Source organism: Rhodococcus sp. KBW08, assembly GCF_003852455.1.
Taxonomy (GTDB): Bacteria; Actinomycetota; Actinomycetes; order Mycobacteriales; family Mycobacteriaceae; genus Rhodococcus_F; species Rhodococcus_F baikonurensis.
Genome location: NZ_QAJJ01000017.1, coordinates 125,795 through 149,517, shown reverse-complemented (window position 1 = coordinate 149,517; position 23,723 = coordinate 125,795). Strand labels below are relative to the sequence as shown.

Sequence of the window (23,723 nt, the reverse complement as noted above, 5' to 3'; positions counted from 1 at the left end):
GGCTTCCCTCAGAGCTACCGGTCACCGCCCGGCCGGTCAGCACCCACTGTGCCAAGCAGTGCATCGGTGACGGGGTCTGCCGTGCTGACGCCTGCGGCTATGCCCCGAAGCAGAGCCTCGAAATCAGCGGCAACGACGGTGACCTCCTCGAACTCCGGCTCTCCCCCACGGACGACCTGACCGTCCGGAGCGAGCGCCAAGTACTCGTACCCATTGCGTACCGACAGCAGAACCGGGAGGTGAGCGGACCAGAAGGCGTTGATCGCCGCGCGCTCAGCCGGCCCGGAAGCGACCGCCAGGCTCTCGTGCCGGAACGCATTCCAGGGAAACGCCTCATCGCTGATACCAACTCCACCGGCATAGTTCTCCGCCGAGAGAAACCACACCTGGTCGTCTGAACTGGCAAGTACGGAGAACGAGCTCGCCCACACGACGAGTTGATCACAAACGCCGACCAGAGGTTGCGGAGCTGGGGCAGAGGCCGATCGAGTAGGTTCTTCGCGAACCCAACCTGCAATCGACAGGGCGGCGGTTGCGTCGAGGTGAAGGCACATCGCCCCACAGTAAGGCCGGACCGTCTCGCGCCGCTAGCGTCAACCGTCGGCCTACTCGGGATCGACGTCCTGAATACCATTCTCGTCCATGCTGATCCACCGCGTTATGCCGATGTCGCGCAGGAACGGCAGATCGTGACTCACCACCACCATGGCACCGCGGAAATCGGAAAGTGCCTGCGTGAGATGGGCGAGACTCGGTAGGTCCAGATTGTTGGTCGGCTCGTCGAGAAGAAGCAGCTGAGGCGCGGGTTCGGCCAGAAAGATCGTCGCCAACGCGGCGCGCAATCGTTCACCGCCGGAGAGCGCCGATGCCAAGACGTCGGAATCCGTTCCCCGGAAAAGGAACCGTGCCAACTGCCCACGAATTTCCTCGGCCGTTGCGTGTGGCGCAGCCAATGCGACGTTGTCCGCCACCGAGAGATCCTCGTCGAACACGTCGAGACGTTGGGGGAGCGCACGAGAGGCTACGAACGGAGTCGACGCAGCGAGTGCATCGAGCAACGTCGTCTTGCCGATTCCGTTGCGTCCCATTATCGCAATCCGCTCCGGCCCGGTGATCTGGAGCGATACCACTTGGCCGCTCCGCAACGTCACCTCGTCGAGCCGCGCAACCTGCTGCCCCGGATGAACCTCTGTAGCAGGAAGGTCCAGGCGGATCTCGCGATCGTCTCGAAGGAGTTCCTCTGCCTCCGACAGGGCAGACTTGGCCTCGTCCACCTTCCCGATATGGTTGAGGGCCAGCTTTCCGGCCGAAACTTGGGCTTGGCGTTTTCGTTCCTGCGCGATAATCAGTGGCACCCGCTTGTTCTCGAACATCTTCTGCCCATAGCGCTTACGTCGGTCCAGTTTTGTTCGAGCGTCGATCAGCTCGCGGCTCTGCTTCGCCAGATCGGCCTTGGCGTCGCGAACGGTGGCGAGTGCGTTGTCCTGCTCAGCGGTCACGACCTCCTGGTAGTGCGAGTAGTTGCCGCCGAACACGCGTAGATCCCCCCGACGTAGTTCGACCGTGTACTCCGCGGTGTCGAGCAGTTCCCGGTCGTGACTGACGATCAGTACGGTTCCCGGAAACTGTTGGACTGCAGCATGAACTCGTGATCGAGCGTCGCGGTCCAGGTTGTTGGTCGGCTCGTCGAGGAGCAGCACCTGCGGATTCTTCAGCAGCGTTGCGGTCAGGCCGAGTAGGACGGTCTCTCCGCCGGAGAGGGTGCCGACGGTTCGGCTCAGTGCCGCCGTATCCGGAACTACCTTCGCGAGGCCGAGTCGATGCAAGGTGGAGAGAGCGCTCTCCTCGATATCCCAGTTGTTGTCCACGAGTGCAAAATCGGACTCGGATCCGTCACCGGTTTCGATGCGGTGCAATGCGTTTCGTAGTTCGTGGATATCGAGGATGTCATCCACCCGAACACTCGGATCGAGTGTGATGTCCTGACGGAGGTAGCCGACCTCGCCGGAAGCGGTCACGGATCCGGATTCCGGTGAGAGCTCTCCTGCGATCAATCGCAGCAGAGTCGATTTTCCCGATCCATTGAGTCCCACGAGACCGACACGGCCACTGGGGAATACAAAGTTGGTGCGGGAAAAGACTGATTCGCCGTCCGGCCAGGTGAAAGTGAGATCCGAGAGCGACAGAGAAGAATGGGATTGGGTCATGAGTACTCCAGAGGGTGCTTGGACTGTGCGCCCGGCTCAGCAACTGCTGATGGGTGCGAGTGCCTTCGCGAAATGAACCTCTAGAGGAGCAACGGCCCGTTTCCTGTTCTGTCGGGAATGATTCGTGTTCCAGGCTAACGCGGTCGACCTGGCGGTGCAATGGGTTATTCGAGCCCGGCTCATTGTGATCTTGACAATAGGCAAACGTATCGGCATTGTTACGCCTGCCAGATGATATGGCTGCCATACTAAATATTCGAGCAGGTATCAGGGAGGAAATCATGGCCGTAGAGGTACTTGAGTTGCATCACATCGGGTTGGGAATGGGGAATGACATCGCCGACCGAACCCGCGACTACTACCGGGACGTTCTCAATCTGACCCAGGATGCGGGACGCTGGCACATTCCCGGTATTCATGGTTACTTCCTCGATATTCCGAGTGATGTGCAGATTCATCTTCTCGGTAGTGACGGGCCTTCCCCCTACAGCAAGGGGCCGGGCAAGGATCCGGTGGAAAATCACATAGCGCTCGCGGTCGCTGACATCGGGGCCGCCGAACGTGAACTGGACAAGCTCGGTGTTGAATACTTTGCTCTGGACAACGTCGCTTCGCCCGACCTCAAGCAGTTGTTCGTGCGCGACCCGGCTGGCAACCTCGTCGAGCTCCACCAGGTGGGATTGTGTAGATGCCGTAAGAGCCTGCGCGCCCAGCCTGCGGCCGGCTCGAGCGAATGATTTTCGACGTGGGGGAGATGGCACCGAAGTCTCGCTACAACCTCCTCGCCTCTCTCATCGTCCCGAGACCGATAGCCTGGATCACGACGGTGGACGTCAGGGGTTTGGTGAACGCCGCCCCGTTCTCATTCTTCAATCTGATGTCGGGGACACCACCGCTCGTGTGCATCGGGATCGGTGCTCGTGAGGGAATTCCGAAGGATACTGCTCGAAATATCGGCGACACAGGTGAGTTCGTGATCAATCTTGTCGACCTCGAGTCTGTCGAGAGTATGAATATCACCGCCGGAGACTATCCAGCCGCAGTTGACGAAACGGCCGTCGCGGGTCTGGAACTGGTTGCTTCACAGAGCATTGCGCCCCCTCGGTTGGCAAGAGCACCAGTTTCGTTGGAATGCGTGGAACAACAGACGTTGTCGATCGGCTACGGGCGATCGATCGTGGTCGGCGAGATCACGACCGCACATGTCGACGACGAGCACGTGTTGGATCCGAGCCGAGGCCACATCGACGGTGCTTCGCTCGATCTCGTGGGGCGAATGCACGGTGGCGGTTGGTACACAACCACTTCCGACCCGTTCAGGCTCGCTCGGGTCGATCAGCCTTCAGTCGTGTCCGGATCTTTGAAATGAGTCCACCACTTGCCGAGGATTCGGCCGAGGTCTTTTCGGTCTCGATCGGACAGAGGGGCGAGGAGGCCACGGCAAGCCTCTTCGAAGGCAGGAACCGTCTCCGCGACAGTGCCTTTCCCGATTTCCGTGATCTGGATGGGAGTGGACCGGCGGTCGGTCCCGGTCCGAGTGCGCTCGACGAATTCGCGCTTCTCGAGCCAGTCGAGGACGCCGGTTGCACTGGCACGGGAGATCCCGAAGTAATCCGAGATGCCGCTCGGTGTCTGCCGCATGTACGGCTCGTCTGTGTCGCTGATCGCCTGGGCGGCGAAGATGAGCAGAACGTCGAGCTTTCGTTCGGAAATCTCGAACGGTTCGAGGCTCCGGTTCACCGAACCGATGATGTCGTCGGCCAGCCACAGCGCGAGCAGCCCCAGTCGAGCAGCGGGAGGGTCGTCGGCAGATCCGTACTGGTCGAACATTGCCAGGACGGGTTCCATTGCTTCATCAGCGGTCCGTTTGCTGCGCTCGGCATTTGTTCCTGCCGAGCCGCGCCGATCGGCATTTGTTCCCGTCGCTTCCACGAATCGAGCTTACAAGTCTGCAGGCCGACCGCGGCAATGCGGCGGAAGCGTCTCGCGCGCGGATCGCTGCACTCACCCTCTCTAGAAATCTCGACAGCAGGAGCGTCATGCTGACTGAACGTCAAATACGGACCGCCGCCGAAGAACTCGACCAAGCAGAGCTGTCCGGTGTGCAGGTCGGACAGCTCTCTCTCGGATATCCGAAGATGGACCTCGACGACGCCTATGCAATTCAGACCGCATGGGTCGCGAGAAAGCTTGCCAGGGGCAGGACGATCATCGGCCACAAGATCGGGTTGACTTCGAAGGTGATGCAGCGGGCGTCGAAGATCACCGAACCGGACCACGGGGTGCTGCTCGACGACATGCTCTTTGCCGACGGTTCCGAGATACCCAATGGGCACTTCATTGTTCCGCGGGTGGAGGTGGAGTTGGCGTTTGTCCTCGATCGGGACCTCAGTGGCCCCGGCGTCACACTGTACGACGTACTCGACGCGACGCGGTATGTCGTTCCGGCGGTGGAGATCATCGACGCACGGATCGTGCAGGTCGACCCGGGATCAGGTCGAACACGTACAGTGTTCGACACCATCTCGGACAATGCAGCGAACGCCGGAATCATTCTCGGTGGGCGTCCGGTGGTACCGAACGAGACCGATCTGCGCTGGGTGTCAGCGCTCTGCTATCGAAACGCAGTTGTCGAGGAAAGCGGAGTAGCTGCCGCGGTCCTGAATCATCCGGCAATCGGTGTTGCGTGGCTCGCGAACAAACTCGGACGTCTCGGTGTCGGACTGAAAGCCGGCCACGTGATTCTTGCCGGCTCGTTCACCCGTCCGATCCAGGCGCAGCCGGGGGACACCTTTCACATCGACTACGGCTCGCTCGGCACTGTCTCGTGTCGGTTTGCCGAGACCGGACAAGAACAATGACAACCAAGCCGTTCAAGGTCGCGCTTCGGTCCGATACTGCTCCCGCCCTCGGTTTGTGGCTCGGGCTCGGTGAAGCGGTCACTGCCGAGATATGCGCAGGGGCCGGGTTCGACTGGGTGTTGATCGACTCCGAGCACGGTCCGAACGACCTCCGGTCGGTGGCGGATCAATTGCGAGCTGTTGCAGCTGATGCGGTCGAACCGATCGTGCGCCCGCCGAGCACCGACGAGGTTGATATCAAGAGACTTCTGGACATCGGTGTGAGAACGCTACTGCTGCCGATGGTCGAATCCGGTTCAGCAGCGAGGGATGCCGTTGCCGCAACACGATATCCGCCGTTCGGGAACCGCGGAGTCGGTAGCGCCCTCGCTCGCGCCTCGCGATGGAACAGAGATGTCGACTACCTCGAAAAATCCGCGGACGGAATAACTCTCATCGCGCAGATCGAAACCCCCGACGCTGTGGCGAACATCGGCGATATTGCGGGCACAGCCGGTATCGACGCTGTCTTTGTGGGCTTGTCGGACCTCGCTGCGACGTCGGGTCATCTTGGACAGCCGCTGCATCCGCAGGTGCAGGAGGCATTTCGATTCGTGGTGGACGAGTGCACACGAATCGGAGTTCCGGTGGGAACTTTGGCGGGTTCGGACGCCGTGGCCGACCTCGCGATCGGTCTCGGTTGTCGATTCGTGGCAATCGGGACCGACGTCGCGGTGCTGGTTCGAGGCTGTGAGACCTTGTTGGAAAGGTTTCGTGCTCCGAAAGCTACTCGTGGAGTTGAAGTCTCGGTCTACTGAAAATCGCACGGTCCTCAGATTTTCGGGCCTTCGGACCGAAGATCGTCGACCTTCGACATCGCTTCTCGTAGCTCGGTGAGCCACTGTTCGCTGTGCTTGCCCGCCAACCGGACTGTCCACATGAGTGCATCCGCTCGCGAGCGAGCAACTCCCGCGTCCACCAAGGTGTCGAGAACCTTGCGTTCGGGCTGACGTAGTCGTGTCATCACCGGAACTGCGAGATGTGTGAACAGGACGGTCTTTTCGTCCAGGCGTACACCCCAGGCGACCTTGCGTCCGTAGCGAGCCTCGGCCTCGTCCGCTATGCGCATCCGATCGGCGCGCGTGGTTTCGCGAAAGCGTGAGATCCTTCCGTCCGCGGCAGCCTCGCCACCGTCGACTGCGGGGAGTTCACCGATCACGACGATTTCTTCGCGGTCGACCTGGACGTCGGCGCTGCCGGTGAACCAGTCATCTGGAAGTCGACCGGCAAACCAGTCGGACGCATCACTCGCGTCGGGAACCGATGCCTGTTGCCAACCTCCGGGTCGGCCGAACCTGCGGTCACCGGAGCCTTGTGAGTTCTTCATGGCGTTCTCCTCGGAAAGCTGGTGGAGCCCTGATGTGCGTTTATTGCACTGATTACATGATTACACCGATAGTCGAACCGGCGCCACAAATTCGGGCATGATCGGAGTCGTGCGCCTTCCACACGCTCGTCAGAGCTTCCGAACTTTCCGTCGTCCCATGGCTGCCGTGGCTCTGGGGGCATTGGCCGCAGGATCGGTGGTTTCCTGCAGTTCTGGCCCTGACCAGCCGAAATCAGTGGCAGAGGAGTTCGCCTCCGCGCTCACGTCGGATGACGTGCAAGCGGCGGCAGCCCTGACCACCGATCCGGCGGCGGCGTCGACTGCGATTTCGGCTCTGATCGAGGGGCTGGGCAAGGACGAGGGAACATTCACCGTTTCCGACTCCGCCGAGTCCGGCGATTCTGCGGGGACGTTCACGCTCGACGCGGCGTGGAAGTTCGGTGAGGGGCAGGACTGGAACTACTCGACGCAGGGAAACGCGTCGAAAAGCGGCGACAACTGGCTGATCCAGTGGGATCCGGCGCTGCTCGCCCCGGACCTGACCTCCTCGACGACGCTGCGCTACACGCCCACGACAGGTGCTCCGCCGTCGGTGCTGGACGCGGCGGGCCAGCCGATCATGGAGCAGCAGGTGGTGACGCTGGTCAATCTCGATTCCGCTGCGGTTCCACCGGTGGACACGGCAGCGGTGGTGGCCCTGCTCTCGCCTGTCGCTCCGACGATCACGGCGGCATCACTGAGCGGCGATCTTGCGTCGGCAAGCGGGAAGCCGGTCACCGCAATCACTTTGCGTGCCGAGGATCTTGCACCGATCGAGGAGCGGTTAGCGGCAATTCCTGGAGTGAGCTTGGCGCCGCAGGCTCGGTTGCTCTCGGTGGACAAGACTTTGGCGTCGCCGACATTCAGTGGGTTGTCCGATCTGTGGCAGGAGGGGCAGGACAAGTCCGCAGGCTGGGCGGTGCAGCAGGTGAAGCAGAACGGAACCGTCACCACCGTCGCCGGCCAAGACGGGCCGGTTGCTCCGAACATCGCGACAACCATCGACCGACCGCTGCAACTCGCGGCCGAGAACGCGCTCGCCGGGGTTACGCAACAGGCGGCGATCGTTGCGCTGCAGCCGTCGACCGGAGCGGTGTTGGCGGTGGCCCAGAACGCCCCCGCCGACGCACAGGGCCCGATCGCGTTGACCGGCCTGTACCCACCGGGTTCGACGTTCAAGACCGTGACGACGTCCGCGGCCCTGCAAGCCGGCGTCGCTACACCGGACACCGTTCTGGCGTGCCCGGGTACCGAGAACATCGAGGGCCGTCAGATCCCCAACGACGACGAGTTCGACCTCGGATCGGTTCCGCTGCACACCGCGTTCGCGAAGTCGTGCAACACCACCATGGCCAGGATGGCCGTCGGTCTGCCCGCCGATGCTCTGCACAAAGCGGCGCTGCAGTTCGGGCTCGGCGTCGACTACGTCACCCCCGGCCTCACGACGCTGACGGGCAACGTCCCTGACGCGAACACGCCCGCCGAACGTGTCGAGAGTGCGATCGGACAGGGCACCGTGACCGCCACGCCTTTCGGGATGGCTCTGGTGGCGGCCTCGATCGCGAACGGAACGACACCCGCGCCGATGTTGGTCAAGGGACAGGCCGGTGTCGCGGATCAGACGGTGGCCCCTGCTCCCGCGGAGGTGACCGAACAGTTGCGGGTGATGATGCGCGAGACCGTCACAGGAGGCACGGCAACGTCGTTGCAGGACATTCCGGGGCTTCTGGGCAAGACCGGTACGGCCGAAACCGAAGGTGGTCCAGCACACGGGTGGTTTGTCGGAATCAAGGGAGATCTCGCATTTGCGGTATTCATCGCGGGTGCGGACAGCTCTTCACCTGCAGTGCAGGTAGCGGGTACTTTTCTGCGCTGAAACCTGTTTTCCGTTGCAGTTGGATCACACCGTCGTAGCTCAACCGTGACACGTTCGTAGGCATCCCGTGCTTGTTACTCGTGTGACAGAAGTAAAGAGTTACATGCATGGGGCCCGGAGGACAGCACAACCGTCGTGGAAAATATGTCGTTGCGTCGATAACTGCTGTCGTTCTGACAGTGGCGCTCGCGTCGTGTGTCATCGGTGGCGAGAAGAAATCCGACGCCGCCTCGGTGGTGGAGGACTTCGTCACCGCCCTCAACAACCACGACGCCGAAGCTGCCGCGGCGCTCACGTCGTACCCCAACGCCGCGCGGCCGTCGATCCAGCAGATGTTCGACGGACTGGCCGCCAAGTCCACCGACTTCGACGTCGCTCAGGTCATGGACCTGGGTAGCGACTCCGGACTCTTCACTCTCGACGCGTCCTGGAACTTCGGTGAGGGCAAGGACTGGAGCTACCAGTCGCAGGGTGAGGTTCGCGATCTGTCGGTCGGCTGGCGTGTGTCCTGGGACCCGTCGGTCCTCGTTCCCGACCTCGGCAACGGTCGCACCGTCTCGTACACCCGCACGGACGCAGCGCCGCCGAAGGTAGTCGACAGCACCGGCACCCTGCTCATGAACGAGCAGACCATCAACGCGATCACTCTCGACCCGGCCACCATGCCGGACCCCGTGGACACCACTCGTCGCCTCGCCACGGTGCTCGAACCTGTCGCTCCGTTGGTCACTTCGGAGTCGATGTTGGCCGACCTCGCCGCCAACCCCGGCAAGCCCGTCACCGCCGTACTGCTCCGCGATCCCGACTACGCCTACCTGGAAAGCGATTTTGCGATCCCCGGCGTCGTCGTGGTCAAGACACCCAAACTGATCGCCTCCGACCGTCGTATCAACTCGCCGTTGCTGGACCCGCTGCGGAGCGTGTGGCAGGCCAATCGCGACGCCACCGCCGGCTGGGCGGTCAACCTGGTCGAGCCCAACGGATTCCCGATCAAGCAAGCCGGCTTCCAGGGACCTCCCGGCCCCGATGTCGCCGCGACTCTCGACTCGCACGCTCAACTCGCCGCGATCGAAGCTGTCGTCAGTGCAGGTACTCCCGCGGCCATCGTGGCTATCCGCCCGTCGGACGGTGCCATTCTGGCTGCAGCACAGAACAATCAGGCCATCGAAAAGGGCCCGATCGCCTTCACCGGGTTGCGCCCGGCCGGCGGCGCACTCGATCTGGTCCGTCTCGCATCGTCGATGCAGAACGGCGTCGACCCCGGCAGCGTGTCAGCCGAGCAGTTGGCCGACACCGGGCAGCAGCTCGGACTCGGCAACGGCTTCCACATTCAGGGACTCGAACAGCAGACAGCAGTGCTTGCCGCGAACCGCCCCGGCGTGGACCAGGCGATGAACAACGTCATGGCCAACAAGACGTCCAACGACGCGAGCGCGCCGACAGTGACTCCGTTCGGAATGGCGATGCTCGCGGCATCGATCGCCCGCGGCAGTGCCCCGCTGCCGATGATGGTCTTCGGACAACCGGCAACCGCCGACGTCGCGCCGACGGCTTTGCCCGGCGACGTCAACAATCGTCTGCGTGACGCCATGCGAGGCGCCGGCGGACTGGCTGGGTACCCGGACATGATGGCGGCCGGCGCAGCGAGCGGTGACGATCGCTGGTTCTACGGAGCGCGCGGAGACTTCGCGTTTGCAGTGTTCGTCGCAGACGCCGACGGTGGTGATCGAGCAATGCAGATGACGGACAAGCTCTTCCAGGAGCTCGGCAAGCCTGCCGACAAGTAGTACCAAGCACCGCGAGTAGATTCCTGGTTCGTGAACCTGCTCGATTTCCTATTCCTCGTCGTAGCGGGATTCTTCAGCGGTCTAGTCGGTTTTGTCACCGGTCTTGCGTCGATCGTCTCGTATCCGGCGCTGCTGAGCGTCGGGCTCTCGCCGGTCAGCGCGAACATGACCAATACCGTCGCGTTGGTGGCCGTCGGCGTCGGCGCATTGGCGAACTCGTCCCGTGAAGTTGCCGATACCGGTCCGAAACTTGTTCGCTGGTCTCTCTATTCGGCTGCCGGTGGCATCGTCGGTGCCCTGATTCTGTGGTTGGCACCGGAAGGTTCGTTCGAATCCGTTGTGCCGGCGATGGTCGTGTTCGCCTCGCTCGCGCTGCTACTGCAACCGAAGATTCGTGAGCTGTCGGGCGGTGGTGACCGTCCCGGAATCTACTCGGCAGCACTGTTTGCCGTCGCGGTCTACGGCGGCTATTTCGGTGCCGGTGCCGGCGTCATCTTCCTGGCCGCGACGCTCATCCTCACTTCCGAAACGGTGTGGCGTGCAACGATCCTGAAGAGCTTCTTTCTCGGCATTGCCAATCTTGTGGCTGCACTCATCTTCGCCTTCTCCGGACAGGTGCATTGGGTGGCCGCGTTGGCGATGGCACTCGGCGCTTTGGCCGGAGGGTGGTGTGGCCCGCCCGTCGTCAAGAAAATCCCGCCATCGGTACTGCGTGTGGCAGTGGCGACAGCGGGATTCGTGTTGGCTCTGTGGTTGTGGGTGAAGTGAGACCGTCTACTTCACGCCCTGCATCAGCTTCTTGATCCACGGCGAGGCAAGAGCAAGAATCACTCCGATTCCGATCGACGAGAAACCGATGATCAGGAAGAACGGGCGACTGTCGTCGATGTCGAAGTAACCGGCCAAGGTTCCCGCCATCGAAGAACCCAACGCAACGGACAAGAAGAACAACGCCACCATCTGAGTGTGGAAATGCTCGGGCGCGAGTTTGGTTGCAAGGGAAAGGCCGACGGGGGACAGGAAGAGTTCCGCGAAGGTGAAGAGCAGAAGCACGCCGGCCAGGCCGAGGAGCGGTGCACTGTTCGGTCCGCCACCGGTGATCGGGATGAACGCCAGGAACGCCAGACCCATGGTGCCGGTACCGAGCGCGAACTTGATCGGCGACGACGGCTGACGGTCACCGAGTTTTGTCCACATCGCTGCAAACACGCCGGCAAAGATGATGATGAACACCGGGTTGATCGACTGCACCCACGTCGGCGGGAAGTCCCAACCGAAGAGATTGCGGTCCAGGAGTTTGTCGGAGATCACCGGCACGGTGGTGAACTGCTGCTGAAACAGCGACCAGAAGGCCGCGCTCGCAATGAACATCGGGATGAACGCAAAGACTCGACTGCGTTCGACCTTGGTCACCTTCTTGCTGGTGAGCATGAGGAGGAAGTAACCGACGGACGCGACGATCGTGAGTCCGACAACGACGTCGGACATGTTGTCGGCCGTGATCAAACCGGTGATCGAGGCGACCGCGACGACGACGATCGCGGCAATGCCGATCCCGATGTAGAGCGCGCGCTTGTCTGCGGGCAACGGGTTGCCGGGCTCGGCACCGATTCCGTGAAGATGCTTGCGGCCCAGCGTGTACTGGATCAGGCCGAGAGCCATGCCGACCGCGGCGAGAGCAAAACCGGCGTGGAATCCCCAGGCGTCCTGGACGGCTCCGGTGAGCAGTGGGCCGACAAGACCGCCGATGTTGATTCCCATGTAGAAGATGGAGAATCCGGCGTCGCGGCGAACATCCTGTTCGGAATAGAGATCTCCGACCAGAGAGGTCGCATTGGCCTTCAGGCCGCCACTGCCGAAGGCGACCATGACCAGGCCGACGCCGACACCCCACATGCCGGGAAGAACCGACAAGGCGATGTGGCCGGCCATCACCAGCGAAGCACTGTAGAAGAGCGTGCGCTCGGAGCCGAGAAGTCGGTCGGCCACCCACGCGCCGAGAATCGTCGACAGATAGACGGTGCCGCCGTACGCGCCGACGATGCTGGTCGCTGCCGCCTGACTGATGCCGAGGCCGCCGTCGCTGACGCTGTAGTACAGGTAGTAGATGAGGATGCCTTGCATCCCGTAGAAGGAGAATCTCTCCCACATCTCGACGCCGAACAGGTTCGCCAGCGCAAAGGGTTGGCCGAAGAACCCCCGGTCTTCTTTCTCGCTACGTTCGACGGGCTCCGTAGTGTTGCTCATCCGAAAAGTGTCCTACGTGCTCGAGCATTTCGGGTAGTTCCGAGCCGTGGAGTTTGGTTACGACTTGGTGCGGATTTTCGATACCAGCGGAGCGAGTGCGCGCCAACCGAGAAGGAACGCGCCGAGGACCAGCGTCGCGACCACGATGAAGCTGAACTGGGTGCCCTGGCCACTCAACACTCGCAGGATCATGCCGATGACGACGGCGCCGAGCCAAACGACAATGCCGGTGGGAAGAAGGAGAACGGCGTTGAACTTGTCGCGGTACAGCGCGAACGTGGCAGCCCATCCGATCACCAGGCCGGTCAGGAAGGGCCAGGATGTCTTCGCCAGACCGGCGAGCGCGTTGGCTTCTTCGTGGGTACGGCGCCCTATCGCGCAGAAGATTATGACAAGAATGGCGTCGATCAGCAGGAATGGTGCGTACTTCTTCACGCTCACACCATACGACTGTGCGCCTTTATTAACCGCGGGCGGTTAATAAAGGCGCACAGTGCTGTTAGGCCTGGAGGCCGGCTTCGATCTCGAGGGTGATCGTGATCTTGTCGCCGACAACTGCTCCGCCGCCTTCGAGGGGCATCTCGATGGAGATGTCGAAGTCCTTGCGGTTGATGACGGTGGTGGCTTCGAATCCGGCGACGGGGCCCTGGCCCATGCCCGGGTTGACGCCGTTGAACTCGAGGTTCAGCTCGACCTCGCGGGTGACGCCGTGAAGCGTGAAGTCGCCGGCGAGGACGAAGTCGCTGCCCTTGGCGCGCACTGCGGTGGACTTGAAGGTGGCCTTCGGGAACTTCTCGACGTCGAAGAAGTCAGCGGACTTGATGTGGCCGTCGCGCTGCTCGTTCTTGGTGTTGATGGAGTCCACGGAGATCTCGGCCTCGACGGCCGGGGTGCCGTCCTCGGCAACGGTGATCGTTCCGGAGAACTCGTCGAACGTTCCACGAACCTTGGAAACCATGAGGTGGCGAACCGAGAATCCGACAGTGGAGTGGACGGTGTCGATGACCCAGGTTCCGGCGGTCAATGTGGGCAAGGTTGCGGTGGTCATGGAAGCTCCTGAATAAGTAGTTGAATGTTCAAGTTCTTGTAGCTTCAACTATGGACCCCGAGAAATCCTTCCGCAAGATCATGTGAGCTGCATCACATTCAGTGTGCTTGCGGCATAGACCGCGTGAAGCGCCGACGCTGTCACCGACTGATGCACCGCAATGCCCCAGCGTCCTTCGCCGTTCACCACGCACTCTGCGATGGTGACTGCCGAATTTGCACTGCCGGAAGATTCCGGGTTGCGGGGCAGTGAATGCTGGGTGAGCGAGACGACCTCGACCGCCGAGCCCTGTTCGGTCAGGATTTTGCCCAATGCCTCGACCGGTCCGGACGCGCTGGCTGCAGCGGTGACCTCGCGCCCGTCGCGTTCGATGGCGACGAACAACTGATCACCGTCGGCGGTGTGCTCCAGCGAGTACCGTCGCACTCCTCCGTTGTACCCGTACTCGCGCAGCAGCAGGTTCCACAGCTGGTCGGCTGTCATTTCGGTGCCCGAGTCGTCGGTCTCGAGCTGCACCCGTGAGGCGAAGTCGATCTGCAGGCGGCGGGGGAGTTCGACCCCGTATTCGGTCTGCAGCAGATATGCGATTCCGCCCTTGCCCGACTGGCTGTTCACGCGAATGACCGCCTGGTAGTCACGGCCGACGTCGGCGGGGTCGATCGGCAGATAGGGGACTGCCCACGGCGCCGATCCCGGATCGACGCCGGCAGCCTCCGCACTCTCGTAGTGATGGGCGAAGCCCTTCTTGATCGCATCCTGGTGGGTTCCGGAAAATGCCGTGTATACGAGATCGCCGCCGTACGGGTGGCGCTCGTGGACGGGGATTCGGTTGCAGTACTCCACTGTTCGACGGATCTTGTCGATGTCGGAGAAGTCGATTTCCGGATCGACGCCCTGTGCATGCAGATTCAGCCCCAGTGTGACCAGGTCGACGTTGCCCGTGCGCTCGCCGTTACCGAACAAGCACCCCTCGACGCGTTGGGCACCGGCCAAGACTGCCAGTTCGGCGCACGCAACCCCGGTGCCGCGGTCGTTGTGCGGGTGGACCGAGAGGATCACCGAATCACGTCGAGCCAGATTCTGGTGCATGTATTCGATTTGATCGGCATAGATGTTGGGGGTCGCGATTTCGACTGTGGCAGGCAGGTTGTGGATGACCGGGCGATCGGGACTGGCGTCCCAGAGTTCGGTGAGACTGTTGCACACCTGCAGGATGTAATCGGGTTCGGTGAGGTTGAAGACCTCGGGCGAGAACTCGAATCGCCATCCGTCGTGGCCTTCGCCTCCTCGGGCCACGTCTTGCGCGGCGCGGAAAATCATGTCGTGCAGCTCTTCTCGCTCCTTGCCGAGAACGACGTTTCGCCACGTCGGCGCCGTCGCCGTGTACATGTGGACGACCGCGTTCGGCAGTCCTTCGATCGACTGGTATGTCCGCTCGATCAAATCCGTACGCGCGGCGGTGAATACGACGATGGTGACGTCCTCGGGAACGAGATCGAATCGCACCAGATCTCGCACGAAATCGAAGTCGGTCTGGCTCGCGGAGGGGTAGCCGACCTCGATTTCCTTGTAGCCGATCGCCACCATCAGTTCGAACATCCGACGCTTGCGTTCGGGGTCCATCGGTTCCGCGAGGGCTTGGTTGCCGTCACGCAGATCGACGGGTACCCACAGCGGTGCCGCGGTGGTGCGATTGGACGGCCAGGTCCGTTCGAAAGCCGGAATGTCGACGCGATCCCACGCGGCGCGATAGCGCTCGGACGGCATGGGTGACGGCTTCTGGTTGTTCCAGTGGTTGGCGCGGGTAGTGCTCATCTTCGGTTTCTCCTGCGGTCGAGTAGAGAGACCGGCATGGCGAAACCCCGCGGAGGGGTGCCGGTCTGTCAGGCCCCGCCGCGGCAGTCGAGAAGGAGTGCTCCTGTAGCCATGCGGGCTACACTAGAACGAAATCACTTATCAGACAACCTGAGGAGTTAACGTGTCACCGATCGTCGAGCGTCGGCTGCTCACCGACCAGGCCGCGGAGTTGCTGCGAGCGCGGATCGTGAGCGGTGAATGGGAAGTCGGCGCCAAACTTCCAGGTGAAACCACGCTGGCGGCGCAGCTGGGAATCGGGCGGTCCACCATCAGGGAAGCGGTGCGGACTCTCGCGGGCCTCGGCATGCTCGAATCGAGACAGGGCGCCGGTGTCTTCCTGCGGAGTACGACGCCTCCGGATCAGTGGCCGCGCGTGCTCGAAGCCGAGGCGATCCTTCACGTCGTCGAGGTGCGGAACGCGGTCGAGATCGAAGCGGCTCGCCTCGCAGCGCAGCGCCGCGATGCCGTGGACGTCGCGGCTCTGCGGCAAGCGTTGGACGGTAGAACTGCCGCTGCGCACTCTGGTGACGCGGCCTTCGTCGACGCCGACATCGCCGTCCACCGGGCAGTGGTGGATGCGGCCCACAATCCCGTGCTGTCGGAACTCTTCGAGACATTTGTGCCGCGTCTGCGGGCCGCGTTGATCGAGTTGATCGCGGTTCTCGACCTGCATCCCCACAGTCAGCCCGACGCGGACGAGCATCGAATGTTGGTGGACGCCATCGAAGCCGGTGACGCGGAGGCAGCGGTACGGATCAGCCGGGCACACCTCGACGACATGGCGGCAGCGTTGCGACGCTAGACGCCGGGTTGTTCTCGGCGTTCGAATTCGAGGTCCATCTCGAGGTCCTCGTGGTGGGTTGCACGGAATGACACGAGGAAGACGAGCCATCCCACCAGAGCGACAAGTACGAAACTGATTATCCGATAAACGAATACCGCTGCTGCGGCTTGCGCCCAGGTAGAGCCCGCCATGGTCAGTGCTGTGATGAGCACGGGCTCGACATAGCCGAGACCGCCCGGCATGAGGGGAATACTGCCCACCGCTTTCGCCGCTGTGAACGCGATCAGCAGGCCGGCGAATGACGGATCGGCTCCTACTGCCCAACAAGCGAAACCGAGACAGAGGACGTCGGCAACTCGGTGAACTGCCGACCATCCGAAGGCAACCGCAGTGTCGGTCCGACTGAGTTCAACCGAGTCCAGTTGCTTGAGGATTTCGGACCAACGGTGCATACCGCGCCCGGTCGGGTTTTTGCGGGAACGGTTGTACAGCGCCAGAACTCGGTGCCCGATGCGTTCGATGCTGCCGGGATTCTGGGCTACGTATCGCAACGCCAGAAACAGTGCTGCCATGCCGACGAGCGAAATCGTCAGCGTCACCGGGCTGACCTTGGTGCCGAACGCCACTGCGCCAGTGGCACCGAGTAGTGCCAGAGTCGCGGCGGCGATGACACCGCACATTGCCAACTGCCAGGACGCGACTACCGGCGTCGCCCCCCACTTTCGAGTCTGCTTGTACGTGAACGCTGTCGAGAAGACCTGGCCGGCAGGCAACGTCAACGCCATCGCCGTGCTGGCGTAGATGACCGAGAGGTTCTTGAGGTGACCGGCGACAACACCGGCCGCGTTGAGAAGGCGCTGCTGAACCGACGCGTAACCACTTAGGGACACCGCCTGGGCGGCTACACAGGCAGCCACCCAACCCCAATGGATTTCGGTGAGAGCTTGCCAGTACTCGTTGAGACGAGGCCACAGGATGATTCCCTCGACGATCAGAAGAGCGATCAGCGCCACCCCGAGCAGCCACTTCAGCCACCAGAAGCGCCCTCTGGCCCGACTGGTCTCGGCCACGGGCGGGCGTGGTCGTCTCAGTCGCCGTGGGGTGTTTCCAGGCTGAGCCATCGACTCACCCTAACCAATTTGATCCGGATCGACCTCTGGATACTTTTCGGGCCACGCCAGATGCGTCAGTCGTCGGCGTCCACGCAGTTGGACTTGCTCGCCGAGTTCCCACTCGGCCTGTTCCTCTTCGTCGGCGAAATACAGCGCGCTCGTCGACGCCAGCACCCGGCTGGGCCGAAGCTTCGCGAGCTCGGTGAGCCGCGACGCTTCATTGACCGGATCGCCGATCACGGTGTACTCGAAACGTTCGGCAGCACCGATGTTGCCGGCGACCGCGAGCCCCGCGCTCACGCCGATTCCGACGTCGAGGCCGGTGATGTCGTTGAGCTTGAACCGCAGCTCGCGAGCCGCCGCGAGAGCTGCCGTCGGAGCGTCGGGTCGATCGAGTGGTGCACCGAAAATTGCGAGTGCCGCATCACCCATGAACTTGTTGACAAAACCGTGGTGGCGATCGATGACGTCGACGACCACACGGAAGAACTCGTTGAGCAGCTCGACCACTTCACCCGGCGGGCGCTCGGCAGCGGCGCCCGTGGATCCGACCATGTCGACGAAGAGAACTGCCACGAATCGAGTTTCGCCGCCTAGTTCGGTACCGAACTTCAGCGCGCGCCGGGCCACGTCCTCGCCGACGTGCTGACCGAACAGCTCACGCAGCAGACGACGCTCGTCGGACTCTTTCATCATGCGGTTGAAGCCGACCTGGAGCCGGCCGATCTCACTGCCGTCGAACACCTCGACGCGTACGTCGGTGGCGCCGCGCTGCACTCGCTCGATAGCGCGTCGCAGTTGGCGGATCGGATCGGAGATCTGGGTAGCCGTCAGCATCGACAGTGCAAACGCCTGCACGATCGCCATGATCGAGATGAGCAGGATCGCCCACGCGAGCGAGTCGGGGGAGAACTCGAGATCGGTCGTGAGCTGCGTCGAGCACAGCAAGATGATGCCTGCGACGGGCATCAGCGTGCCGAGTCCCCAGGTCATCGCCAGCCGGGTTCCGACGCCCGGCGCCATGGTCCGATCGAATTCGCCCTCGCTCAACGCCTGGGCGGCGACCGGACGCAAGATGCGCTCCCCGAGCATGTAGGTGAACCCGAAGGTCGTGGTCGCGGCCATGCAGACCGTCACGATCACGGCGATCGCGAGTCCGGGCATCTCGGTGATGGTCAGGAACACGAAGATGATGCCGCCCAGAATCCACAGCACCAGGTGAACGATGGCCTGGCGAAGAGGCGCGTGAAGTGCCGCCATCTGTTCGGACCTCGTCGGTGGACCTCCGCGCAGCCGCCAGCGAATGACCGACTTCAACATCATGGCCGCCGCGGTGAGGCTGACGGCACCGGCGAATGCCAGGTACACGCCGAAGATCGCGAAGTTGCGGACCCGGTCGGCGACTATCGCGTCGGACTCCTGGATCGGCACGCCGTACCGGACGAAGGCAAAAACCAGTACCGCGCCGATCAGGTTGGCTGCGAGCATGGAGAGCATATAGAGGGGCCACCGGCTGCGGATGGTCACCGCTATTGCTCTGTATGAGGCCCGCACAGGGTTCAATTTAGCTGGCAGAGGTCGAAGTGTTGGTACGCGCGTCCGATTATTCGTCCGCTCACCTGTGTCGGCCGGTCCGGTTAGGCTCGCGAGGTGAACGCAAACAGGGGGCGTGCGGAGCGAGCTTCGAGGATGAACAAACCCATCTCCGCCGACGCTCGGGCGGTGCATCCCGGCGTGCGCATCGCGGCGGAATGGTCGTGGCGCCTCATTGTGATCTTCGCCGGACTGTTGGTTCTCGGATACGTGGTTCTACGTCTCGAAACCGTGCTCATCCCGGTGGGGCTGGCTCTGCTGGCATCGGCTCTGCTGATTCCGGTGGTCGATCGGCTACAAGTATGGGGTGTTCCTCGCTCGGCAGCGGTGATCGTCGTTCTGCTTGCCTCGATCGGACTGGTCGCGGGAATCATGACGTTTGTCGTCGAGCAGTTCATCGACGGGTTGCCGCAGCTCACCGACCAGTTCACGGCCAGCGTCACACAGATTCAGAACTGGCTCACCAGCGGTCCGCTTCACTTCAGCGAGGATCAGATCCGCCAGGCGGGTGATTCGGTCGTCAAGTCGGTCCAATCCAATCGTGAGTCCCTGACCAGCGGCGCCTTGACCACGGCGACAGTCATCGGCGAGATCTTCACCGGGGCGTTGCTGACGCTGTTCACCCTTATCTTCTTTCTCTACGGCGGCGACCAGATCTGGCAGTTCGTCACCCGGATCGTTCCCACCGACGCTCGACGTCGCGTGCGGATCGCCGGTTCTGCAGGTTTCGGGTCGCTGATCGGCTACGTGCGCGCCACGGTCGCGGTTGCCGCCGCCGACGCGATCGGAATCGGTGCCGGCCTGGCGATCCTCGGGGTGCCGCTCGCCCTGCCGCTGGCGTCATTGGTGTTCATCGGCGCGTTCATCCCTATCGTCGGTGCATTTCTGACCGGTTTTCTCGCAGTGCTTGTCGCTCTGGTCACGAAGGGTTTTCTGACCGCCTTGATCGTTCTCGGGATCATCATCGGCGTCATGCAGCTCGAAGCGCACGTGATGCAACCGCTGTTGTTGGGTCGCGCAGTTCGCCTGCATCCGCTGGCAGTCGTTCTCGCCATTACCACGGGCATCGTCCTCGCCGGAATCGTCGGCGGGCTCTTGGCTGTTCCGATCGTCGCCGTCCTCAACACGGCGATTCGTTCCCTCCTCGCCGACGACCCGGATGTCGCATACGCGGAGCTACACGTCGAGGACCCGGAGACTCCGCTGTTCCCCGCCGAACCCGACGAGCCGCGCGCCGAGCCTCGCGTCGTGAACCCCACGCCTCCCGATGACTGAGCCCACGCGCCGTCGCCGGCTGCACTACCAGCCGACCGTTCGCGAGGCGTCGGGCGTCGACACGGACCCGGATGCGCCGCTGTGGCGGGCGGCGCAGGCGTTTCGCCTCGTCACGCTCGTGTACGCGATCAGTTACCAGTTCGCTTCGGCCTCCGACTACACCAACTCTCGGCTCAGCTGGTTCTTCGTCGCTCTGATGGCCGTGTGGTCCGGGGTGTCGGCACTGCTGCTCGGGACCTCCGGTGCCGTGTTCGGGAAGACGCTGCCGCGGTACCAGGTGGTGATCGCCGATCAGGTGATCGTCATCTTGCTGATGGCGTCGACGAGGCTGGTCTCCGACCACGAGTGGTATCAGAATCACCAGACGCTCCCCACCACGCTGTGGGCTACCAACGCCGTCATCTCCGCGGCAATACTCGGCGGGCCGTGGCTCGGCATGGCGTCCGGAGTTGTCATTTCGGCGGCCAGCGCGATCATCCGCGATCAGGTCAACCTGGATCTCTGGCGCGATGCGACGGCTCCCGTTCTCGTATCGGTTGGTCTGGCGTTGGGCTTGGCCACCACCACCGCTCGGCGCTCGCATCGGCAACTCGAACAAGCCGTACGTCTGGCAGCGGCAACGGAAGAGCGTGAACGCTTGGCACGCGAAGTACACGACGGCGTCCTGCAGGTGCTGGCGATGGTGCGCCGGCGCGGAGCCGCACTCGGCGGCGAGGCAGCTGAGCTGGCCGCTCTGGCAGGCGAGCAGGAGGTCGCGTTGAGAATGCTGATTTCCGAGCAGGTTTCGGGTGCCGCGGCAGATGTCGGCGGACAGACAGTGGATCTGTGTCCGCTGCTGACTACGCAGGCCAGCACGTCGGTGTCGGTGTCGACGCCAGCGCACCCGGTCGTGATCGAGCGCGATCGAGCCATCGAACTGGCTGCCATCGTCGACAACGCTCTGTCCAACGTCGGGCTCCACGCGGGGCCCGCGGCGAAGGCATACGTGTTGCTCGAAGATCTGCCGGACGAGGTGATCGTCAGCGTCCGCGACGACGGCGTCGGAATTCCCGAAGGCCGCTTGGCGCAGGCCGAGGCCGAAGGCCGCATGGGAGTATCGAAGTCCATTCTCGGTCGAGTGCAGGCGCTCGGCGGAACAGCGGTCCTGCAAACCGGGCCGGGGGAGGGCACCGAATGGGAGATCAACGTTCCGAAGGGGAAGAGTGAGCGTGACTGACGAACAGGCCGAGAATCCGGTGACGGTGATGGTCGTCGACGATCACCCGATGTGGCGCGACGGCGTCTCCCGGGACCTCGAGGCCGCAGGCTTCACCGTGAGCGCCACGGCGGAGGGTGTCGAGAGCGCACGCCGCCGAGCCGCCGCCGTGCAACCGGCCGTGGTTCTGATGGACATGAACTTGCCGGACGGAAACGGTGCCGACGCCACCACCGCGGTGCTCGAGGTTTCGCCGAAGAGCAAGGTACTGGTGCTTTCGGCCTCCGCCGAGCGTGACGACGTCCTCGACGCGGTCAAAGCCGGAGCGTCGGGTTACCTGGTCAAGAGTGCTTCGGTGGCGGAACTGCTCGAGGCCGTGCGTGCGACTTTCGACGGACAAGCCGTCTTCACACCCGGCCTCGCCGGATTGGTGCTCGGCGAGTACCGCCGGATGTCGACGGCACCGGCCGACGATCGCGCACCAGAGCTGCCTCGGCTCACCGACCGTGAGACCGAAGTGCTCCGCCTTGTCGCCAAGGGGCTGAGCGCGAAACAGATCGCCACGAGGCTCTCGCTCAGCCACCGGACCGTCGAGAACCACGTGCAGGCAACGCTTCGGAAGCTTCAGTTGGCCAATCGCGTCGAGCTCACGCGATACGCAATAGAACAAGGTCTCGAATAACGTTTATCCTGGAAATCATGGAGGCCAGGAATCTACGCGTATCCGATGCCGAACGAGAGCACGTCGGCGAGCTGCTGCAGAAAGCCGTCGGTCAAGGAATGCTCTCGCTCGGTGAGTTCACCGAGCGCATGGACACTGCCTTGGCCGCAAAGACGCGAGGTGAGCTAAACTCGGTTCTCGCCGATCTGCCGGGCATCACGCTGATCTCCGACTACGACCCACCCGCGTATCCGAATGCGGGTCAGCCGATGTACCAAGGCCAGCCGTATCCGGCCCCGACGTACCTACCCCAGCCGCCGCCGGTTCACCCGAGCCCGCCGTACCGCGCTCCCGTCGGGGCTCCGGTTGTCGGTACTTACGGAGCCGCCAACGCTGCCGTGATCCGTGGGCGAATGGCGACGGTGACACGGAACGGAGCATGGATCGTTCCGCCAGCCGTCGTGGTCGACACCAGAATGTCCAGTGTGACTATCGATTTCACGCGCGCGGTGATGCAGACGCAGGTCGTGAACATCTCGATCGACGACTATGCCAGTTCGATTTCACTGATCGTTCCCGAAGAGGCGACAGTGGACATGAACGGTGTCGAGGCAGTCGGAGGAAGCGCGTCGAACAAGGTTCGTTCCGGCCCGCAGATGGGCCCGCTGCACCTGGTGGTGCACGGCAAGGTGCGATTCGGCAGTGTCACAGCAAAGCATCCCTTCGGTACCACGATCCGAAAGATGTTCGGCTCCTGACCTTTCAGTGATAGGCGCGGGTCAACATCTCGGCGACGCACACAGGTTTGTCGCCGTGTTCTCGTTCGAATGTCTGCGTCACCGTGATCTGGACACCGCCATTGATCGGTTCGACTTTGCTCAACGTCGCACGCATGCGGACACGAGAGCCCACCGGTAGCGGGGCAGGCAACCTGACTTTGTCGAATCCGCAGTTGAGAGCAAACGCAAAACCTTCGAGCGAGAACATCGCATAGGAGAACTTGGGTCCCAGCGACAGTGTGTAGTTGCCGTGCGCGATCGTTCCGCCGAACGGTGACTCCTTCGCGCGATCCACGTCGACGTGAATCCACTGATCGTCGCCGGTGACGCGGGCGAACTCGTCGATGGACTCCTGCGTGACCTCGTGCCAGGCGCTGACGCCCAACTCTTGGTTCAGGTTGGCGCTGAGGTCTTCTGCTCCGGTGAGTACAAGCATGAATCTTCCTTTGATCGGTAGGTGCTGACAGAGGTCAGTGACTTTCGATGCCGAATCCCACACCGTGTGTCTGTGCGATCTCGGCGGTGGCAACGAGATCGAATTCGATCCCGAAGTCGGCTTCTACCCGCGCTGCAACCGTTTCCGCGGCGGAACCTGCTTCGGCCAGTAACTTCGGCATCAGTTCGAACAGGCCTTCCATCCCTCCAGGCGTGATGATTTCGAGAATCCGGGCTGGAACGTCGTCGGGATTCCACACGGCATGCCACTGGCCACGCGGTTTGAAGATCATGGCGCCGGCCTCCGCGTAGACGATCTCGTCTCCGACCATCGCTGCGACGCGGCCACTTTGAACCACCGTGTACTCGTCTTCCCGGCTGTGGCGATGGACCGGTGACGTCATCGAATGCGCGGCGATGCGGTGCTGCACAAGCGAGAATCCTCCCTCGGTTTGTTTGCTTCGGACCATCATCCGGACGCCGGTGGCCGCGAGGGTCCCGGCGAGGTCTTCGTCCGGTCCGAGGACGGTCGTCGTGGTGTGGTTTGTGGAATTCGGGGACATCGATTCGGTCCTTTGTCGTCGTGAGCGTCGTTGGCCGC

24 protein-coding genes are annotated in these 23,723 nt (G+C 62.7%); 12 read left to right on the top strand and 12 right to left on the bottom strand.

The window, feature by feature from the left end; all coding sequences use genetic code 11:
- Window positions 1-14: 14 nt before the first annotated feature.
- Window positions 15-554: a hypothetical protein gene (locus DBV08_RS21365; protein WP_124568765.1), complete on the bottom strand. Its 540-nt coding sequence runs from the start codon at window positions 552-554 to the stop codon at window positions 15-17.
- A 51-nt stretch (window positions 555-605) separates the two neighbouring features.
- Window positions 606-2,207 (bottom strand): ABC-F family ATP-binding cassette domain-containing protein, encoded by a 1,602-nt coding sequence (locus tag DBV08_RS21360; protein ID WP_124568764.1) that lies wholly within the window; start codon window positions 2,205-2,207, stop codon window positions 606-608.
- Between the two features lie 281 nt (window positions 2,208-2,488).
- On the opposite strand from DBV08_RS21360, the gene DBV08_RS21355 reads away from it, so the two are divergent.
- Window positions 2,489-2,944, top strand: coding sequence for a VOC family protein (locus DBV08_RS21355; RefSeq protein WP_124568763.1), 456 nt, complete (start codon window positions 2,489-2,491; stop codon window positions 2,942-2,944).
- A gap of 17 nt (window positions 2,945-2,961) precedes the next feature.
- A complete protein-coding gene (locus DBV08_RS21350; RefSeq protein WP_081341441.1) occupies window positions 2,962-3,576 on the top strand; it encodes a flavin reductase family protein in 615 nt (204 codons plus the stop codon).
- Here DBV08_RS21350 and DBV08_RS21345 read toward each other — a convergent pair.
- Complete coding sequence (locus DBV08_RS21345; RefSeq protein ID WP_124568762.1) at window positions 3,543-4,139, bottom strand: MarR family winged helix-turn-helix transcriptional regulator; 597 nt, start codon at window positions 4,137-4,139, stop codon at window positions 3,543-3,545. The genes DBV08_RS21350 and DBV08_RS21345 overlap by 34 nt on opposite strands.
- Before the next feature lie 107 nt (window positions 4,140-4,246).
- On the opposite strand from DBV08_RS21345, the gene hpaH reads away from it, so the two are divergent.
- Window positions 4,247-5,068 (top strand): 2-oxo-hept-4-ene-1,7-dioate hydratase, encoded by an 822-nt coding sequence (gene hpaH / locus DBV08_RS21340; protein ID WP_124568761.1) that lies wholly within the window; start codon window positions 4,247-4,249, stop codon window positions 5,066-5,068.
- Complete coding sequence (locus DBV08_RS21335; protein WP_185564798.1) at window positions 5,065-5,865, top strand: HpcH/HpaI aldolase/citrate lyase family protein; 801 nt, start codon at window positions 5,065-5,067, stop codon at window positions 5,863-5,865. The genes hpaH and DBV08_RS21335 overlap by 4 nt, the downstream gene beginning before the upstream one ends.
- Before the next feature lie 14 nt (window positions 5,866-5,879).
- Here DBV08_RS21335 and DBV08_RS21330 read toward each other — a convergent pair whose 3' ends face one another.
- On the bottom strand, window positions 5,880-6,434 hold the full coding sequence (locus tag DBV08_RS21330; RefSeq protein ID WP_095971400.1) for a hypothetical protein: 555 nt from the start codon (window positions 6,432-6,434) through the stop codon (window positions 5,880-5,882).
- Window positions 6,435-6,591: 157 nt separating this feature from the next.
- Between DBV08_RS21330 and DBV08_RS21325 the strand changes: the two genes are divergently transcribed.
- From DBV08_RS21325 to DBV08_RS21315, 3 genes are all read left to right on the top strand, one after another.
- Window positions 6,592-8,349, top strand: coding sequence for a penicillin-binding transpeptidase domain-containing protein (locus DBV08_RS21325; protein ID WP_185564850.1), 1,758 nt, complete (start codon window positions 6,592-6,594; stop codon window positions 8,347-8,349).
- Window positions 8,350-8,456: 107 nt separating this feature from the next.
- On the top strand, window positions 8,457-10,136 hold the full coding sequence (locus tag DBV08_RS21320) for an NTF2-like N-terminal transpeptidase domain-containing protein (RefSeq protein WP_124568759.1): 1,680 nt from the start codon (window positions 8,457-8,459) through the stop codon (window positions 10,134-10,136).
- 30 nt (window positions 10,137-10,166) lie between these two features.
- Window positions 10,167-10,904 carry a sulfite exporter TauE/SafE family protein gene (locus tag DBV08_RS21315; RefSeq protein WP_047889121.1) on the top strand — a complete coding sequence of 246 codons (738 nt, stop codon included), beginning with the start codon at window positions 10,167-10,169 and terminating at the stop codon, window positions 10,902-10,904.
- Between the two features lie 6 nt (window positions 10,905-10,910).
- Here the strand turns inward: DBV08_RS21315 and DBV08_RS21310 are convergent, their stop codons facing one another.
- From DBV08_RS21310 to DBV08_RS21295, 4 genes are all read right to left on the bottom strand, one after another.
- Window positions 10,911-12,383, bottom strand: a complete 1,473-nt coding sequence (locus DBV08_RS21310; protein ID WP_047889122.1) for a peptide MFS transporter — start codon at window positions 12,381-12,383, stop codon at window positions 10,911-10,913.
- A 57-nt stretch (window positions 12,384-12,440) separates the two neighbouring features.
- A complete protein-coding gene (locus tag DBV08_RS21305; RefSeq protein ID WP_047889123.1) occupies window positions 12,441-12,818 on the bottom strand; it encodes a DUF3054 domain-containing protein in 378 nt (125 codons plus the stop codon).
- Window positions 12,819-12,882: 64 nt separating this feature from the next.
- On the bottom strand, window positions 12,883-13,431 hold the full coding sequence (locus DBV08_RS21300; RefSeq protein WP_124568758.1) for a YceI family protein: 549 nt from the start codon (window positions 13,429-13,431) through the stop codon (window positions 12,883-12,885).
- Window positions 13,432-13,509: 78 nt separating this feature from the next.
- Window positions 13,510-15,246: a 2-isopropylmalate synthase gene (locus DBV08_RS21295; protein ID WP_124568757.1), complete on the bottom strand. Its 1,737-nt coding sequence runs from the start codon at window positions 15,244-15,246 to the stop codon at window positions 13,510-13,512.
- Between the two features lie 163 nt (window positions 15,247-15,409).
- Here DBV08_RS21295 and DBV08_RS21290 point away from each other — a divergent pair, with 163 nt between their 5' ends.
- Window positions 15,410-16,090, top strand: coding sequence for a FadR/GntR family transcriptional regulator (locus tag DBV08_RS21290; protein ID WP_007734477.1), 681 nt, complete (start codon window positions 15,410-15,412; stop codon window positions 16,088-16,090).
- Here DBV08_RS21290 and DBV08_RS21285 read toward each other — a convergent pair.
- Together DBV08_RS21285 and DBV08_RS21280 are read right to left on the bottom strand one after the other, a co-directional pair.
- Window positions 16,087-17,193: a YbhN family protein gene (locus tag DBV08_RS21285; protein WP_124568756.1), complete on the bottom strand. Its 1,107-nt coding sequence runs from the start codon at window positions 17,191-17,193 to the stop codon at window positions 16,087-16,089. The genes DBV08_RS21290 and DBV08_RS21285 overlap by 4 nt on opposite strands.
- 9 nt (window positions 17,194-17,202) lie before the next feature.
- Window positions 17,203-18,681, bottom strand: a complete 1,479-nt coding sequence (locus DBV08_RS21280; RefSeq protein ID WP_003945952.1) for an adenylate/guanylate cyclase domain-containing protein — start codon at window positions 18,679-18,681, stop codon at window positions 17,203-17,205.
- Between the two features lie 192 nt (window positions 18,682-18,873).
- On the opposite strand from DBV08_RS21280, the gene DBV08_RS21275 reads away from it, so the two are divergent.
- The 4 genes from DBV08_RS21275 to DBV08_RS21260 are packed head-to-tail and all read left to right on the top strand — an operon-like array spanning window position 18,874 to window position 22,666.
- Window positions 18,874-20,052 (top strand): AI-2E family transporter, encoded by a 1,179-nt coding sequence (locus DBV08_RS21275; protein ID WP_124569042.1) that lies wholly within the window; start codon window positions 18,874-18,876, stop codon window positions 20,050-20,052.
- Window positions 20,045-21,268: a MacS family sensor histidine kinase gene (gene macS / locus DBV08_RS21270; RefSeq protein WP_124568755.1), complete on the top strand. Its 1,224-nt coding sequence runs from the start codon at window positions 20,045-20,047 to the stop codon at window positions 21,266-21,268. The genes DBV08_RS21275 and macS overlap by 8 nt, the downstream gene beginning before the upstream one ends.
- 28 nt (window positions 21,269-21,296) lie before the next feature.
- Window positions 21,297-21,929, top strand: coding sequence for a response regulator transcription factor (locus tag DBV08_RS21265; protein ID WP_047269712.1), 633 nt, complete (start codon window positions 21,297-21,299; stop codon window positions 21,927-21,929).
- Window positions 21,930-21,946: 17 nt separating this feature from the next.
- Window positions 21,947-22,666 carry a DUF1707 domain-containing protein gene (locus DBV08_RS21260; RefSeq protein WP_124568753.1) on the top strand — a complete coding sequence of 240 codons (720 nt, stop codon included), beginning with the start codon at window positions 21,947-21,949 and terminating at the stop codon, window positions 22,664-22,666.
- 4 nt (window positions 22,667-22,670) lie between these two features.
- Here DBV08_RS21260 and DBV08_RS21255 read toward each other — a convergent pair whose 3' ends face one another.
- Both DBV08_RS21255 and DBV08_RS21250 read right to left on the bottom strand, forming a co-directional pair.
- A complete protein-coding gene (locus DBV08_RS21255; RefSeq protein WP_124568752.1) occupies window positions 22,671-23,123 on the bottom strand; it encodes a MaoC family dehydratase in 453 nt (150 codons plus the stop codon).
- Between the two features lie 34 nt (window positions 23,124-23,157).
- Window positions 23,158-23,685, bottom strand: coding sequence for a cupin domain-containing protein (locus DBV08_RS21250; protein ID WP_095971392.1), 528 nt, complete (start codon window positions 23,683-23,685; stop codon window positions 23,158-23,160).
- Window positions 23,686-23,723 lie beyond the last annotated feature (38 nt).

Excerpts from the sequence above, each read along its gene's own strand:
- DBV08_RS21365 (WP_124568765.1), bottom strand. The coding sequence starts at position 554 with ATGTGCCTTCACCTCGACGCAACCGCCGCCCTGTCGATTGCAGGTTGG.
- DBV08_RS21360 (WP_124568764.1), bottom strand. The coding sequence starts at position 2,207 with ATGACCCAATCCCATTCTTCTCTGTCGCTCTCGGATCTCACTTTCACC.
- DBV08_RS21355 (WP_124568763.1), top strand. The coding sequence starts at position 2,489 with ATGGCCGTAGAGGTACTTGAGTTGCATCACATCGGGTTGGGAATGGGG.
- DBV08_RS21350 (WP_081341441.1), top strand. The coding sequence starts at position 2,962 with ATGGCACCGAAGTCTCGCTACAACCTCCTCGCCTCTCTCATCGTCCCG.
- hpaH (WP_124568761.1), top strand. The coding sequence starts at position 4,247 with ATGCTGACTGAACGTCAAATACGGACCGCCGCCGAAGAACTCGACCAA.
- DBV08_RS21335 (WP_185564798.1), top strand. The coding sequence starts at position 5,065 with ATGACAACCAAGCCGTTCAAGGTCGCGCTTCGGTCCGATACTGCTCCC.
- DBV08_RS21330 (WP_095971400.1), bottom strand. The coding sequence starts at position 6,434 with ATGAAGAACTCACAAGGCTCCGGTGACCGCAGGTTCGGCCGACCCGGA.
- DBV08_RS21325 (WP_185564850.1), top strand. The coding sequence starts at position 6,592 with ATGGCTGCCGTGGCTCTGGGGGCATTGGCCGCAGGATCGGTGGTTTCC.
- DBV08_RS21320 (WP_124568759.1), top strand. The coding sequence starts at position 8,457 with ATGGGGCCCGGAGGACAGCACAACCGTCGTGGAAAATATGTCGTTGCG.
- DBV08_RS21310 (WP_047889122.1), bottom strand. The coding sequence starts at position 12,383 with ATGAGCAACACTACGGAGCCCGTCGAACGTAGCGAGAAAGAAGACCGG.
- DBV08_RS21300 (WP_124568758.1), bottom strand. The coding sequence starts at position 13,431 with ATGACCACCGCAACCTTGCCCACATTGACCGCCGGAACCTGGGTCATC.
- DBV08_RS21295 (WP_124568757.1), bottom strand. The coding sequence starts at position 15,246 with ATGAGCACTACCCGCGCCAACCACTGGAACAACCAGAAGCCGTCACCC.
- DBV08_RS21285 (WP_124568756.1), bottom strand. The coding sequence starts at position 17,193 with ATGGCTCAGCCTGGAAACACCCCACGGCGACTGAGACGACCACGCCCG.
- DBV08_RS21280 (WP_003945952.1), bottom strand. The coding sequence starts at position 18,681 with ATGCTCTCCATGCTCGCAGCCAACCTGATCGGCGCGGTACTGGTTTTT.
- DBV08_RS21275 (WP_124569042.1), top strand. The coding sequence starts at position 18,874 with ATGAACAAACCCATCTCCGCCGACGCTCGGGCGGTGCATCCCGGCGTG.
- macS (WP_124568755.1), top strand. The coding sequence starts at position 20,045 with ATGACTGAGCCCACGCGCCGTCGCCGGCTGCACTACCAGCCGACCGTT.
- DBV08_RS21265 (WP_047269712.1), top strand. The coding sequence starts at position 21,297 with ATGGTCGTCGACGATCACCCGATGTGGCGCGACGGCGTCTCCCGGGAC.
- DBV08_RS21260 (WP_124568753.1), top strand. The coding sequence starts at position 21,947 with ATGGAGGCCAGGAATCTACGCGTATCCGATGCCGAACGAGAGCACGTC.
- DBV08_RS21255 (WP_124568752.1), bottom strand. The coding sequence starts at position 23,123 with ATGCTTGTACTCACCGGAGCAGAAGACCTCAGCGCCAACCTGAACCAA.
- DBV08_RS21250 (WP_095971392.1), bottom strand. The coding sequence starts at position 23,685 with ATGTCCCCGAATTCCACAAACCACACCACGACGACCGTCCTCGGACCG.